The sequence below is a fragment of the uncultured Ramlibacter sp. genome (genome assembly GCF_936925435.1).
Lineage (GTDB): Bacteria > Pseudomonadota > Gammaproteobacteria > Burkholderiales > Burkholderiaceae_C > Ramlibacter.
Genome location: NZ_CAKZHQ010000013.1, coordinates 63,169 through 76,743 on the forward strand (window position 1 = coordinate 63,169; position 13,575 = coordinate 76,743).

Below are 13,575 nucleotides of genomic sequence, written 5' to 3' on the forward strand. Positions count from 1 at the left end.
GGAATTATCTGCATTTGGCCGTCCAGCGCAACAGCGCAAGCCCCTGCCCGCCCATGCCTGTGGCTGTCCGGGGACAATGCAAGGCATGCAAGAAGACGTCGCCGCCCTGGAGCGCCCCCTGGACCTGCGCCTGACCTGGCGCAACAGTTTCGCCGCCCTGGGCCCGGCCTTTTTCACCGAGCTGCAGCCCACGCCCCTGCCCTCGCCCTGGCTGGTGGGGCTGAACCTGCCGCTGGCCAGCCAGCTGGGCCTGGACGCCGGCCTGCTGGCCAGCCCGTCCGGGGTGCAGGCACTGACCGGCGGCCTGGCGATCGCCGGCACCCGGCCGCTGGCCAGCGTCTACAGCGGCCACCAGTTCGGCGTCTGGGCCGGCCAGCTGGGCGACGGCCGCGCCATCTTGCTGGGCGAGGCCGACACCCTGGCCGGGCCGCAGGAGTTCCAGTTCAAGGGCAGCGGCCTGACGCCCTATTCGCGCATGGGCGACGGCCGCGCCGTGCTGCGCTCGAGCATCCGCGAGTACCTGTGCTCCGAGGCCATGGCCGGCCTGGGCATCCCGACCACCCGGGCCCTGTCGGTCACCGGCTCCGACCAGCCAGTGCGGCGCGAAGAGATCGAGACCGCCGCCGTGGTCGTGCGGGTGGCGCCCAGCTTCATCCGCTTCGGCCATTTCGAGCATTTCTCGGCGCGTGAGCAATACGGCGAGCTGCGCCTCCTGGCCGACCACGTCATCGACCGCTTCTACCCGGCCTGCCGCACCACCGACAAATTCGCCGGCAATGCCTATGCCGCTTTCCTGGAGCAAGTCAGCGAGCGCACAGCGGTGATGGTGGCGCAGTGGCAGGCCGTGGGCTTTTGCCACGGCGTGATGAACACAGACAACATGAGCATCCTGGGCCTGACCATCGACTACGGTCCCTTCCAGTTCCTCGACGGCTTCGACCCCGGCCACATCTGCAACCACAGCGACGAGCAGGGCCGCTATGCCTACAACAAGCAGCCCAACATCGCCTACTGGAACCTGTTCTGCCTGGGCCAGGCCCTGCTGCCGCTGATCGGCGACCAGGAGCTGGCCATCGCCGCACTGGAGTCGTACAAGGCCGTGTTTCCGCGCGAGCTGGAAGGCCGCATGCGAGCCAAGCTGGGCCTGGCGGATGCGCAGCCGGGCGACCGCGAGCTGATCGAGGACGTGCTCAAGCTGCTGGCCAAAGACAGGGTGGACTACAGCATCTTCTGGCGCCGTCTGTCGGGCCGCGTGGCCGGCCAGAGCGCCGACACGGTGCGTGACCTGTTTCTGGACCGGACCGCGGTCGACCCCTGGTTGCTACAATATTCAGAGCGCCTGACGCCCAATGGACGGGGTCTGGCGGCCGATTTGATGCGAAAAACCAATCCCAAGTACGTGCTGCGCAACCACCTGGGTGAGCTGGCCATCCGGCAGGCCAAAGAGAAGGACAATTCCGGGGTTGCCACCTTGCTGGGCCTGTTGCAGGCCCCATTTGAAGAACATCCGGACCATGAAGCCATGGCCGGATTCCCGCCCGACTGGGCTTCACAGATCGAGATCAGCTGCTCCTCATGACTTATCCCGTCCAGAAAACCGACGACCAGTGGAAGGCCGTGCTGGCCGACAAGGGCGCCGAGCGCGGCGCCTACGAGGTCACCCGCCACGCCGCCACCGAACGCCCCTTCACCGGCAAGTACGAAGCCGTCTGGGCCGACGGCAGCTACCACTGCATCTGCTGCGGCAACAAGCTGTTCGACTCGGCCACCAAGTTCGACGCCGGCTGCGGCTGGCCCAGCTTCTCCCTGGCCGTGCCCGGTGCCATCCAGGAGATCCGCGACACCAGCCACGGCATGACGCGCGTGGAAACGGTGTGTGCCCAGTGCGGCGCCCACCTGGGCCATGTCTTTCCCGACGGCCCGACCGAGACCGGCCTGCGCTACTGCATGAACTCCGCCTCGCTCGATTTCGAGAAAAAATAAAACACGAACGACACAAGCGTCATGAAACTGCTGATCGACTTTTTCCCCATCATCCTGTTCTTCCTGGCCTTCAAGCTGGGCGGGATCTACGTGGCCACCGGCGTAGCCATCGTCGCCACCATCGCCCAGATCGCCTGGCTGCGCTGGAAACACGGCAAGGTCGAGCCCATGCAGTGGGTCAGCCTGGGCGTGATCGTGGTGTTCGGCGGCGCCACCATCGTGGCGCAGAACGAGACCTTCATCAAATGGAAGCCCACCGTGCTGTACTGGCTGATGGGCGGCGCTCTGCTGGTGAGCCAGCTGTTCTTCAAGAAGAACCTGATGAAGTCGCTGATGGGCGCACAGCTGGAGCTGCCCGACGCAGCCTGGCGCGTCCTCAACTGGAGCTGGAGCACTTTCTTCGCGGTGATGGGCGTGCTCAATCTGTGGGTCGCCTTCCACTTCGACACCGACACCTGGGTCAACTTCAAGCTGTTCGGCGGCCTGGGCCTGATGGCGGTGTTCGTGGTGGCGCAGGCCCTGTACCTGGGCCGCTACATCAAGGCCGACGAGGCGCCCAAGCCGTGACAAGCGGAACCGGCATCACGGCCGAAGCCTTGCGCGCCAAGCTGCAGCAGGACCTGGCGCCCACGCAGCTCGAAGTGCTGGACGAAAGCGCCGCCCACGCCGGCCATGCGGGCGCCGACGGCACAGGCTCGGGCACCCATTTCCGGGTGCGCATCGCCGCCCCCTCCTTCGAGGGCAAGGCCCGCGTGGCGCGGCATCGCCTTGTGTATGATTGCCTGCAGGTTTTCATCGCACGTGGGCTGCACGCCCTGGCGATCGAGACGCTCTGACGAACCCCTCCCCTTCCGCCATCCCAGGGACAACCCCCATGAAAAAGCTCCTCCTGACCGCCGTCGCCGCGGCCGCTTTCGGCATCGCCGCGCCGGCCTTCGCGCAGAACATCGCCATCGTCAACGGCAAGGCCGTGCCCAAGGCGCGAGCCGATGCGCTGGCCGCCCAGTTGGCCAAGTCCGGCCGTCCGGTGACGCCCGAGATGCAGGCCCAGATCAAGGACGAGATCGTCGCCCGCGAGATCTTCATGCAGGAAGCGCAAAAGCGCGGCCTGGACGCCACCGACGACTTCAAGCAGCAGATCGAACTGGCGCGCCAGACCCTGCTGATCCGCGAACTGTTTGCCGACTACCAGAAGGCCAACCCGGTGACCGATGCCGACATCCAGGCCGAATACGCCAAGTTCGTCGCGGCCAATGGCGGCAAGGAATACCGCGCCCGCCACATCCTGGTCGAGAAGGAAGACGAGGCCAAGGCCATCGTCGCCAGCCTGAAAAAGGGCGGCAAGTTCGAAGACATCGCCAAGAAGCAGTCCAAGGACCCGGGTTCGGGCGCCAACGGCGGCGACCTGGACTGGGCCAATGCCTCCAGCTACGTCAAGGAATTCACCGACGCCCTGCTCAAGCTGAACAAGGGTCAGACCACCGACGCCCCGGTCAAGACCCAGTTCGGCTGGCACATCATCCGTCTGGACGACGTGCGCGAAGCCCAGCTGCCCAAGCTGGACGAGGTCAAGCCGCAGATCGCCCAGCAGCTGCAGCAGGCGAAGCTGGCGAAGTTCCAGGAAGACCTGCGCGGCAAGGCAAAAATCGAATAAGCGTCCCGGCGCAAATCACAAAGCGGCCCGCGGGCCGCTTTTTTCATGGCTGTGCGCTGAGGGCTTCAGCGCGTCAGCGCCGTGAAGGCCATCAGTACGCCGATCAGCACCGGCTGGTGCAGCATGTACCAGGACAGGCTCCAGCGGCCCAGCCAGGCCAGCGGCGCCGCAGCAGCGGGCAAGGGCCGCGCGATGGCCTCGCGGCGGTGCTGCAACAGCCACTGGCCGGCCGCCATGCCCCACCACGCCACGCCCAGCCAGGGAAACACCGGCACCCAGTCCTCGGTGATGGGCTTGCGGCTGACCAGGCCCAGCCAGTTGAAGCCAGTTTCATTCAGGAATCCGACCCACGCCCCCGTCGAATGGACCTCGGGCGCTATGAACTTCATAGCAATGGCAAGGCCGCCGGCCAGCCACAGCCAGCGGCCCCAGCCGGCGGTGAGGCGCACGACGATGAGCATCACCGCAATGCCATGCAGCACGCCGAAGCTGATGAAACTGCGCGGAAACATCAGGGCCGAGCCGGCCGTCACCAGCAGCGCGCAGCCGGCCACCTGGGCCCAGCGCTTGCCGAAACGTTGCCAGCTCTGGCCCTGGTCGACCGCCACGGCCTGGCCCAGGCCGGCGCAAAACAGGAACAGGCTGACGATGGCCGCGCGCTGCCAGGTCCAGAACGGGTCGGCGTAAAAGTCCTGCGGCCACAGGCGGAAGTAGCTCAGGTCGAAGCACAAATGGAAGGCCGTCATCCAGACAATGGCGGCGCCGCGCAGGGTGTCGATGGAGTCAAAGCGCTGGCCGGACATGGCCTGCGAGTGTAGTTGCGTTGACGCTACTTCTGCATCGCCACGAAGCTGGCCTGCGCGCCGGACGCGTACGTGAGGACATAGGAAGTCTGGGTCCTGGACTCGTTCATGGTCGCGATGCCGGTGAAGGTCTGCGTCCCGCTAGTGCAGGTTTCGGTCAGTGACACCTTCACCACGGAAGGCGCCTGCGCATGCGCAGCCAGGGTGCCGGTATAGGTGCATCCGATGGTGCTGGTGCCGGTCAGTGCGCCCGCCGCCGTGATGTCCCAGGTGGCGCCGATCCGCTGCTGGCCTGCCGAACCCTGCCAGTGCCCGGCGAATGCAGCCACTGGCACAGCTGTGTCGTAGCGGGCGTTGTAAGCCCAGGTCACGCTTCTGGCCGGCAGCAGCACGCTCAGGCTGGCGGCAAGTGTGGACTTCGGGAGGACCGACGTGGCCTGGACCGTCAGTGCCTGCGTGGTCCCGGCGGTCAGGTCGGTCAGGATGCCGGTCGCGGTGACGCCAGCGCCATTGAGCACGCCCTGAGCACGCCCGGCCGACCGCACCTGGCCGCCGGAGTGGAGGACCAGCCAGGCTTCTCCATTGGGCAGGATCACGGCTTCGAGCGTGCTGCCCGCGTCCACGGAGCCACTCCAGAATCCCTGGACCTGCTCCAGCGAGGTGGGCGCCGCCGGGGGCGCGGGAACTGCGCCGCCGCCGCCGCCAGGGGCCGTGGGAGGCGCCGTGCCCGCCGGGGCAGGCGTTGCGGTGCTATCGCCGCCTCCGCCTCCGCCGCCACCGCAGGCCGCCAGGAGCGCCGTGGCGGCGAAGAGTGTGGCCAGGCGCGCCGTACGCGCCCCTCGTGGATCGTTGTTAGAAAAGGACAAAGCTTCCTCCGGTGTCAGGCGTATGGCCGAGCAGACTGAAATTCATGTTGGCGACGACACCGACGCTGGTGATGGCGCCGTTGACGGCTCCGTCCAGGTCGAACTCGCCGCCATCGGTGATCTGGAAGTCCAGGCGCCCCTGGCTGCCGCTGACCGCGCTCTCGCCGTTGTGCGCCGGCGCAGCCAGATTGGTCCAAAAGCCCTCGCGATCGACCACCCAGTAGCCGTTCTGCGCAATCGTGCGGTCCAGCAGCAAGCTGAAGGTCTCGGTGCCGCCAGTACCGCTCAACCCGACAGCGAAACGCAAGCTGCCCGCAGCGTCTTCCACGCCCTGGTCATTGCTGGGGCCGGGTGACTGGCTGAACTGGCGGACCGTGGCTGTGTTGGCGTCGGGATCGGGCAGGCCATCGAGCGAGTCTGCGACCAGCGTGATCCTGGAGCGCGCGCTGCCCGCCACATCGAAGCGCAGGCCATCGAGGTCAACGCGGCTGGCGCCCGGCGGGATGGTCGCGTTGGAGGTGAAACCGGCCTCCCCGACCAGGCCGTTGGACACGGCCGCTTCGACATGGCCGAAGCCGTCCGTGTACGAAGCCCGCACGCTGACGGCCCTTCCGACGTCGGCGCCTGTGATCTGATAGAGCGCTCCGGACGCTCCCGTGATGTCGGCGCCATCGCGCAGCCACTGGTAGCTGATGGCGCCCAGGCCGTCCAGGTCCGCCAGCGTGCTGGACGCCGTGAGGATGGCGCCCACCGTTGTCGGCCCCGCCACAGCCACCGACCCGGTCGGATCGTCGTTGACGTTCGCCACCGGCGCTGTGGCAGACGAATTGAGCGTTTCGCTGTTGCCTTTCAGGTCGGTGTAGCGGGCCGTCACTGTGATGGCGCTGCCAACCTGGGCCTGTGTCAGCAGCAGCGTTGCGGCGATGGCGCCATTGATGGCCACGCCGTTGCGCCGCCACTGGTAGCTGACTGCGCCCAGACCGTCCGCGTCGCTGATGGTGTTGGTCGCGGTGAGCGTCTGGCCCTGGCTGGGCGTGCCGCCGATGCTGACCGATCCAGTCGGCGGGTTGTTGGGCGCGGCCGGCGAAACCACCACTGGGGTCGGGCCCGAGGTGACGGACTCCGGGGTTCCGAAGCCATCGGTGTAGCTGGCCCTGACCGTGATGGTCTTGCCGAGCTGGGCCGCCGCCAGAACCAGGCTGGCGGCAGTGGCGCCGAAGATGTCGGTGCCGTTTTCTTGCCACTGGTAGGTGATGGCGCCCAAACCGTCGGCGTCTGCCAGCGTGTTCGCCGCCGTCAGGGTTTGGCCCTGGGCGGCTGCGCCGGTGATGCTCACCACCCCGGTCGGCAGATCGTTGACGTTGGTGATGGCCGCGGTGCTGGCGCTGGTCGCCGACTCCGCAAAGTTCTGGCCGTCGGTGTAGCCGATTCTCACCCGGACAATGCCGCCGACGTCGGCGTCACCCAGGGTGTAGGTGGCCTGGTCGGTGCCGACATTGACGTAGCCGCTACCCACGTCGTGCTGCCACTGGTAGTGCAGCGTGCCCAGCCCGTCGCTGTCGGCCAGGGTGGAGACCGCCGTCAGGACCTGGTTCTCGGTCTGCGTGCCGGTGATCGACGCCCCGCCGGTGTGCGGGTGGTTGGGGGGAGTGACCACCGTGGTGGCAGCGGAGGGGGCGGTTTCCGGCGTTCCCTGGTCATCGGTATAGGCAACCACCACCCGGACCACCCCGCCGACATCGGCGCCACCCAGGGTGTAGGTCGCCTGGTCGGATCCGACATTGACGAAGCCGCTGCCGGTGTCTCGCTGCCACTGGTAGTGCAGCGTGCCCAGGCCGTCGCTGTCGGCCAGGGTGGAGACCGCGGTCAGAACCTGGTCCTCGGCCGCCGTGCCGGTGATCGAGGCGCCGCCGGTGTGCGGGTCGTTGACGTTGGTGATGCTGGCCGTGGAGACGCTGGTCGCCGACTCCGCAAAGTTCTGGCCGTCGGTGTAGCTGGTCACCACCCGCACGATGCCGCCGACGTCGGAATCACCCAGGGTGTAGGTGGCCTGGTCGGTGCCGACATTGACGTAGCCGCCGCCCACGTCGTGCTGCCACTGGTAGTGCAGCGTGCCCAGGCCGTCGACGTCGGCCAGCGTGGAGACCGCCGTCAGGACCTGGTTCTCGGTCGGCGTGCCGGTGATGCTGGCCCCGCCGGTGTGCGCGTCGTTGACCCCGGAGATGGCCGAGGTGGACGAGCTGGTGGCGCTGTTGGCGAAGCCCTGGCCATCGGTGTAGCTGACCACGACCCGGATCAGGCTGGCGTAGTCGGCGTCGCCCAGGGTGTAGGTCGCCTGGTCGGTGCCGACGTTGGTGAAACCGCTGCCGGTGTTGCGCTGCCACTGGTAGTGCAGCGTGCCCAGGCCGTCGGAGTCCGCCAAGGTGACGGTACTGGCCGTCAGGACCTGGTTTTCCGTGGCCGTGCCCGTGATGGCGACACCACCAGTGGGCGCGTCGTTGGTCGCGACCACCGCGCCGGTGGCTGCGCTGGTCCCCGATTCCACCGTGCCGCCGGCGTCGGTGTAGTTGATCCTCACCCGGACCACGCCGCCGATGTCGCCGTCGCCCAGGGTGTAGGTGGCCTGGTCGGCACCGACATTGACGAAGCCGCCGCCGACGTCGCGCTGCCACTGGTAGTGCAGCGTGCCGATGCCATCCGGGTCGGCCAGGGTCGAGACCGCCGTCAGGACCTGGTCCTCGGCTGCGGTGCCGGTGATGCTGGCCCCGCCTGTGTGGGCGTCGTTGGCCGCGGTGATGTTGACCAGCACCGAGCCGCCGGCCGTGCCGGTCGCGCCCGGGCCCTGGCCGCCGCCCGGCGAGCCGTCGTTCAACCCGTAGTTCAGCGTCACCGAGCCGGGCGGCGCGTCGCTGGCATTGGTGTAGCGGATGTGGGTGATGACGTCATTGACCAGTGCCGTGGTCGCCGTAGCGGCCGAGCTGGTGAAGCTGATGCTCAGCACGCCGCCGGCGCTTGTGAAGGTGGCAAAAGTCTGGCCGCCGGCCTGCAGATTGCCGCCGCTGACCGTGAACAGCCCGCCCGGGGCGAAGGCGAAGGTGTCGGCCGCGTTGGCCGAGGCGCGCTGGACCGTGAAGCTGGTGCCGCCATAGTCGCCCGAGCCGCTGTTGCGGCTGTCAAGGTCGACATCGGAGACGGTGACTGAGCCCAGCAACGTGGCAGCCGTCTGTTCGGTGGCGCCAACCGTCGTGGCGGTGGCCGGGACCACAGGCGCATCGTTCACAGCCGTGATGCTGCTGGTCAGGCTGATGCTGGCGTCGCTGAACCGGGTCTGTCCGCCGTTGACGCTGACATCGAAAGTGGCGCCGGTCGTCACCGCGCCGCCGGAACTGTCGATCAGATAGGCCGTCAGGGCCGGGACCGCGCCGTTGAAATTGCTGGCCGGCAGGAAGCGGACCAGGGTCCCCGCCGCCAGCACCAGGGCCGAGGCCTCGCTGGGCGAGCCAATCGTGATCCAGGAAGCGCTGAAGTACTGCCAGACGCCCTGGCTCGAGGCCGCATTGCCGGTGATCGCCACGCCGGCCAGGGTGTCGCCGGCGTCCGGATCGCTGAAGTTCGCGCTGAACAGGGTCGAGACGGACTGGCCGGCCGGGGCGGCCGTGTCTTCGTTGACCGCCGTCAGGGTGGCCGAACCGCTGGCGACCGGCGCGTCGTTGGTCCCGGTGACCACGATGTTCAGCGACAAGGACGCGCTATAGCGCGTCGAGCCGCCGGTCGTGGAGACGTCCAGAGTCTGGCCGGTGGTGACCGCGCCGGCCGAGTCCTCGATCATCGAGACACTCAGCGCCGGCGCCGTGCCGGAATAGTTGGCCGCGGGCACGAAGCGCACAAGGGTGCTGGCGCCCAGCACGAAGGCGGCAGACACCGAAACGGCCGGCAGGTCGTGCCAGCTTCCGGCGTCGAAATACTGGTAGACGCCCTGGGCAGCGGTCGCCGGGTTCGCTGTCACCGCCACGCCGGTGAAGGCGTTGGCCGACGAGCCGCCGCCCACGGTGTCCTTGGCGTCGGAGAAGTGGCTGCTGAACAGCGAGGAGATCGTCTGGCCCGCCCCGGGGGCGGAATCCTCGCCGATCGACGCCAGGCTGACAGCCGTGCCGCCGGTGATGGCCGGGGCGTCGTTGCTGGCGGTGACGGAGTGGCTGAGGACCACCGTGCCGGTGCTGTAGGGCGTCGAGCCCCCGCTGGTGGTGGTGTTGACGCTCGCGCCGTTGGTCAGGGCGCCGCCCGAGGCGTCGACCAGCTTGACGGTCAGGGTCGGGGCCGCGCCATTGAAGTCGCTGGCGGGCAGGAAGCGCAGCGGTGAGGTGGCGGCGAGCGTCACTGCCGCCGCGGTCGAGGCCGCGCCGATGTTCACCCAGTTGGAGCCGTTGTAGTACTGCCATTGGCCCGTGCCGGCGGTGGAGCCGTTGGCGGTCACCGCCACGCCGGCGAAAGCGTCGGTGTCGCCGTCGCTGTACTGGCCGCTGAACAGGGTCGAGACGGTGTTGGTCAGGACCGCGACGGCCACGTCCTCGTTGGTCGCGGCCAGGACCTCGGTGCCGTCGCCGCTCACGGTCGGCGCGTCGTTCGACCCGATGATGGTGATGGTGTAGCCGTCGGTGTCGCTCTGCGCACCGCCCGAGCCGGTGGCCCCGCCGTCACTGGTTACAACCGTCAGGGTATCCGTCCCGCTGACGTTGGTGTTGCCGAGGAAGACCAGGCCGTTGGACGCCGCCAGCGTGAGGTTGATCTTGTTGACGGTGGCAGTGACGGTCACCGCAGCGCTGCCGTTGCCGGCAATGTCGCCGGCCACCAGGCCGCTGGCGACGTCGGTCCGCAGGGTCAGCACGCCCTTGGTCACGCCCAGGGTGACCGTGACCATGACCGCGGCCGGATTGGCGTCGACATCGCTGATCGACAGGCCGGTGATGGCGATGTTGGTGTTTTCGTTGCCCGTGGCGCTGGAGACCGTGCCGTTGACCGGCGCGTCGTTGACCGCCGTGAGGTTGATCGTGGTCGTGTCGCTGTTGACCGAGCCGGCCAGCACGCCCTGCGTGCCGTCGTTGACCGTCCAGGTCAGGGTGCGGGAGCTGTTGGCCCCGTAGTTCGTCGGGTTGTCGCCGGTGGCCCAGTAGACCAGCCCGGCCAGCGCCGCCTGGTAGTGGGCGATGGTGTCATAGCCGATGAGCGTCAGGGTCTCGCTCGCCGCGTTCCAGGCGACCGAGATGCCGGTCCCGGCGATCGTGCCCGTGATCTGCTTGCCGGCGCCGTAGCCGAGATGGTCGTCGGCCGTGCTGTTCTCGTTGGACGAGAAGGTGCCGCCTGTGATCTGCACCGTGGCGCTGGTCAGATAGCCGCCGTCGGTGTCGGCGATCGTCGGCGCCCCGGTCAGCAGGATGGTCGCATTCACCGCCTGTTCGGTCGGGGCCACGGCCGTGCCGGTGGCGTCCAGGGCCGGCAGGTCCACGAAGTCCAGCCCCTCGATGACGGCGTTGGTGATGGTGAGAGCGGGATTGATCGAGCGGATCAGCGTGGCGGCGGTGCCGGCGCCGTTCAACTGGAAGACGTAGATCCGGTTGTCAGGGCCGGGGGCGGTCTCGGAGCTCTCGAGATAGATCTGGCGCGTGCTCCGATCGAACGCCATGTCGCCGCCGTAGAAGGTGGCCGGCATGCCGGTCAAGGTCACCCTGGTGGCGGTGGCGTTCGTCGCGTTCTCGCTGATGTACCAGAGCGCGTTGTCGCTGGCGTCGTAGGGAGGGTAGGGGTCGGGCGGCACCACGTCAGACGGAAACCGCGAGCGGGTCGTGAAATAGACCAGGTCGGTGGTCTCATCGACCTCGACGTCCATGATCTGGCCACCGGTCAGGTCCACCGGGAACTGGGCCGCGGTGGTCATCAGGGTGTGGGTGTTCGGGCTGGCGAGATCGAGGCGCCACAGCCCGGACGTGATGCCGTCGACCGAATCCGAATAGAACAGGCGTCCGATCGAATGGTCGATGGCGAAGTCGAAGGGGTCGAGAATCTTGTAGCCGCCCGCGTCCGGCCGGTTGTCACTGTCAGCCGTGGTCAGGAAGCCGACGTCGGTGACCGCGCCCGCGGCCGTGTAGGTGTAGATCCTGATGCCGGTGATGGCGCCGTCCGTTCCGAAGTTGTCCTGGACACCGACATAGATCTTGCGGTTGATCGCATCCACTTTGATCGTGTTGACGATGATGGTGTCGGGAAAGTCGACCACCACGACGGTCGGGTTGAGCGAACCGTCGATGTTGCCCCGCACCAGGAAGGCGTTGGTGTTGTGCGGAGAGGCGGTGTTGGCGATCGCGAAATAGAAGCCGGCCGCCGTGTCCACGCCAATATCGGTGACGGAACTACTGGGGAAGTCGTTATCGCCCGCGCCCCCCACGCCGTTGTCGTTGACGATGGTGCTGCCGGTGCCGTCGTCATTGATGCGGACGAGACGGGTGTCGGCGTCTTGGGCTTCGGTGATGTACCAGAGTTGGCCGGAAAAAGGCATGGCGCCCTCCCTCGAGAAACAGGACAAGGTCTTGTTCTGCGATGCCTGAACAGCACACCGTCACAACGGAAGGCGCGAATGTAGCAATGGCCGAAGTGCGCAGCCGTATTACGAAACGGCAAAAAGTATCAACTTACAAAGTGTTGTTTTGTGACGTGCGAAACATCACGATTCGCCGGTTGGGCGTCGCAAATTGCGGAGAACTATGGCGTCAGAAGGCTTCGTCACGCTTGCTGGCCTGCGCTTTTCCCAATGGAAGCGGTGCTGTCAACCGGCAAACAGCTTGCCGCCGGGCGTGGCAGGTATGTTCGCCAGGCCCATGCCTCGCAGCAGAAGGCCGTCATCCAGACGATGGCGGCGCCGCGCAAGGTGTCGATGGAGGCAAAGCGCTGGCTGGGCATGGGCTGGGCGCAGAGCTCCCAGGCCATGCCAGCCCGCAGGCATCGCGGTGGCGCCCTGCGGGCCGCCAGGCCTAGTCGTGGTGGAAGAAGTCCCACTGCAGGCTGGCAGCGGAGACACCGACCAGCAGGACCGAGTTGCCGTTGCCCATGTCGAGGCGCACGCCACCCGCCTCGTCGGTGGCGGTCGTCAGCGCGTGCTCCACGGTGGAGTTGTAGTTCACGCCAGAGCTCCACGGCACGTAGATGATGTCGCCTTGGCCTCCATCAAAGTCCGTGATGACGTCCGCGAAGCCTGAACCCTCATTGAAGAAAAAGAAACCGTCCGCGCCCAGACCACCGGTCATGGTGTCGTTGCCGGCGTTACCGGACAGCTCGTCGTTCCCGTCTCCGCCAACCAGGGTGTCATTCCCACCCTTGCCGGTCAGAATGTCGTAGCCGGCGCCACCGGTCAGGCGGTTGTCCAACCCGTTGCCGTATAGGGCCCCTCCGCCGTCGGTGACGTAGCCATTCTCCACGTTGGCCCCGAGGGTGAATTGGCCAGTGAGGAGGTAGACAGTGTCGGTGCCGCCGACGGCCTGGTCCGCTTCGGTTTCCACCACCACGTCGCGCATATCGTCCACGTAGTAGCGGTCAGAACCGTTGCCGCCTTCCATCCGGTCGACGCTGATGTAATCGAACACACCGTCTATGGTTTCACCGTACAGCGCATCTGCACCATCGCCGCCTACGAGCGTGTCCGCACCAGCGCCGCCCTTCAAGGTGTTGTTCAAGCCGTTGCCCTCCAGGCGCGCACCATCGGTCTGCTTGATGTAGCCGTCTTCCACGTTGGCCGTCAAGCTGTAATTGTCAAGGTAGCTATAGACCGTGTCGCTGCCGCCGATGGCCTTGTTCGCCTCGCTCTCGACCACCGTGTCGCCGGCCCCCACGTAATACAGGTCCGACCCATCGCCGCCGACCATCTGGTCGGAACCCCCTGCCCCGCTGAGCGTGTCCTTGCCCGCGCCGCCTTCGAGCGTGTCGTCGCCCGCCCCACCCTTCAAGCTGTTGGCCAAGCCGTTGCCAACCAGGCGTGCACCGCCTGCCAGCTTGATGGAGCCGTTCTCCACATCATTCGTCAAGGTGTAGTCGTCAAGGTAGCTGTAGACCGCGTCGATGCCACCGATGGCCTTGTTCGATTCGGTCTCGACCACCGTGTCGCCGGCATCCTTGACGTAGTACAGGTCCACTCCATCGCCGCCTATCATCTGGTCGGCGCCCCCTGCCCCGCTCAGCGTGTCCTTGCCCGCGCCGCCCTCGAGCAGATCGTCGCCCGCCGCGC

General features: G+C 67.1%; 9 protein-coding genes. 5 read left to right on the forward strand and 4 right to left on the reverse strand.

Translation table 11 applies throughout. The features are described from left to right. Nucleotides 1–76: 76 nt before the first annotated feature. Genes Q0632_RS08060 through Q0632_RS08080 form a run of 5 tightly spaced genes read left to right on the forward strand, consistent with a single transcriptional unit; the run spans nucleotide 77 to nucleotide 3,637 of the window. The gene (locus Q0632_RS08060) at nucleotides 77–1,579 is read left to right on the forward strand and encodes a YdiU family protein (protein ID WP_298927006.1); all 1,503 of its coding nucleotides are present in this window, start codon (nucleotides 77–79) and stop codon (nucleotides 1,577–1,579) included. Further along, entirely contained in the window at nucleotides 1,576–1,983 is a 408-nt protein-coding gene (msrB, locus tag Q0632_RS08065; protein WP_298927009.1) for a peptide-methionine (R)-S-oxide reductase MsrB, read from the forward strand. The genes Q0632_RS08060 and msrB overlap by 4 nt, the downstream gene beginning before the upstream one ends. A gap of 21 nt (nucleotides 1,984–2,004) precedes the next feature. Continuing rightward, on the forward strand, nucleotides 2,005–2,550 hold the full coding sequence (locus Q0632_RS08070; protein WP_298927013.1) for a septation protein A: 546 nt from the start codon (nucleotides 2,005–2,007) through the stop codon (nucleotides 2,548–2,550). Beyond that, a complete protein-coding gene (locus tag Q0632_RS08075; RefSeq protein WP_298927016.1) occupies nucleotides 2,547–2,819 on the forward strand; it encodes a BolA family transcriptional regulator in 273 nt (90 codons plus the stop codon). Before Q0632_RS08070 ends, Q0632_RS08075 begins: the two co-directional genes overlap by 4 nt. Before the next feature lie 38 nt (nucleotides 2,820–2,857). Beyond that, a complete protein-coding gene (locus Q0632_RS08080; protein WP_298927021.1) occupies nucleotides 2,858–3,637 on the forward strand; it encodes a peptidylprolyl isomerase in 780 nt (259 codons plus the stop codon). Between the two features lie 65 nt (nucleotides 3,638–3,702). Here Q0632_RS08080 and Q0632_RS08085 read toward each other — a convergent pair whose 3' ends face one another. From Q0632_RS08085 to Q0632_RS08100, 4 genes are all read right to left on the reverse strand, one after another. Beyond that, complete coding sequence (locus Q0632_RS08085) at nucleotides 3,703–4,440, reverse strand: DUF1624 domain-containing protein (RefSeq protein ID WP_298927024.1); 738 nt, start codon at nucleotides 4,438–4,440, stop codon at nucleotides 3,703–3,705. A gap of 26 nt (nucleotides 4,441–4,466) precedes the next feature. Next, nucleotides 4,467–5,063, reverse strand: coding sequence for a hypothetical protein (locus Q0632_RS08090; protein WP_298927027.1), 597 nt, complete (start codon nucleotides 5,061–5,063; stop codon nucleotides 4,467–4,469). A 229-nt stretch (nucleotides 5,064–5,292) separates the two neighbouring features. After that, on the reverse strand, nucleotides 5,293–11,856 hold the full coding sequence (locus tag Q0632_RS08095; RefSeq protein WP_298927029.1) for a choice-of-anchor U domain-containing protein: 6,564 nt from the start codon (nucleotides 11,854–11,856) through the stop codon (nucleotides 5,293–5,295). A 472-nt stretch (nucleotides 11,857–12,328) separates the two neighbouring features. Then, the coding region (locus Q0632_RS08100; protein ID WP_298927034.1) for a calcium-binding protein at nucleotides 12,329–13,575 on the reverse strand (1,247 nt) is incomplete at its 5' end.

What these genes read in the sequence shown, in the direction of transcription:
- Q0632_RS08095 (WP_298927029.1), bottom strand. Translation starts at nt 11,856, where the DNA reads ATGCCTTTTTCCGGCCAACTCTGGTACATCACCGAAGCCCAAGACGCC.
- Q0632_RS08085 (WP_298927024.1), bottom strand. Translation starts at nt 4,440, where the DNA reads ATGTCCGGCCAGCGCTTTGACTCCATCGACACCCTGCGCGGCGCCGCC.
- Q0632_RS08060 (WP_298927006.1), top strand. Translation starts at nt 77, where the DNA reads ATGCAAGGCATGCAAGAAGACGTCGCCGCCCTGGAGCGCCCCCTGGAC.
- msrB (WP_298927009.1), top strand. Translation starts at nt 1,576, where the DNA reads ATGACTTATCCCGTCCAGAAAACCGACGACCAGTGGAAGGCCGTGCTG.
- Q0632_RS08080 (WP_298927021.1), top strand. Translation starts at nt 2,858, where the DNA reads ATGAAAAAGCTCCTCCTGACCGCCGTCGCCGCGGCCGCTTTCGGCATC.
- Q0632_RS08070 (WP_298927013.1), top strand. Translation starts at nt 2,005, where the DNA reads ATGAAACTGCTGATCGACTTTTTCCCCATCATCCTGTTCTTCCTGGCC.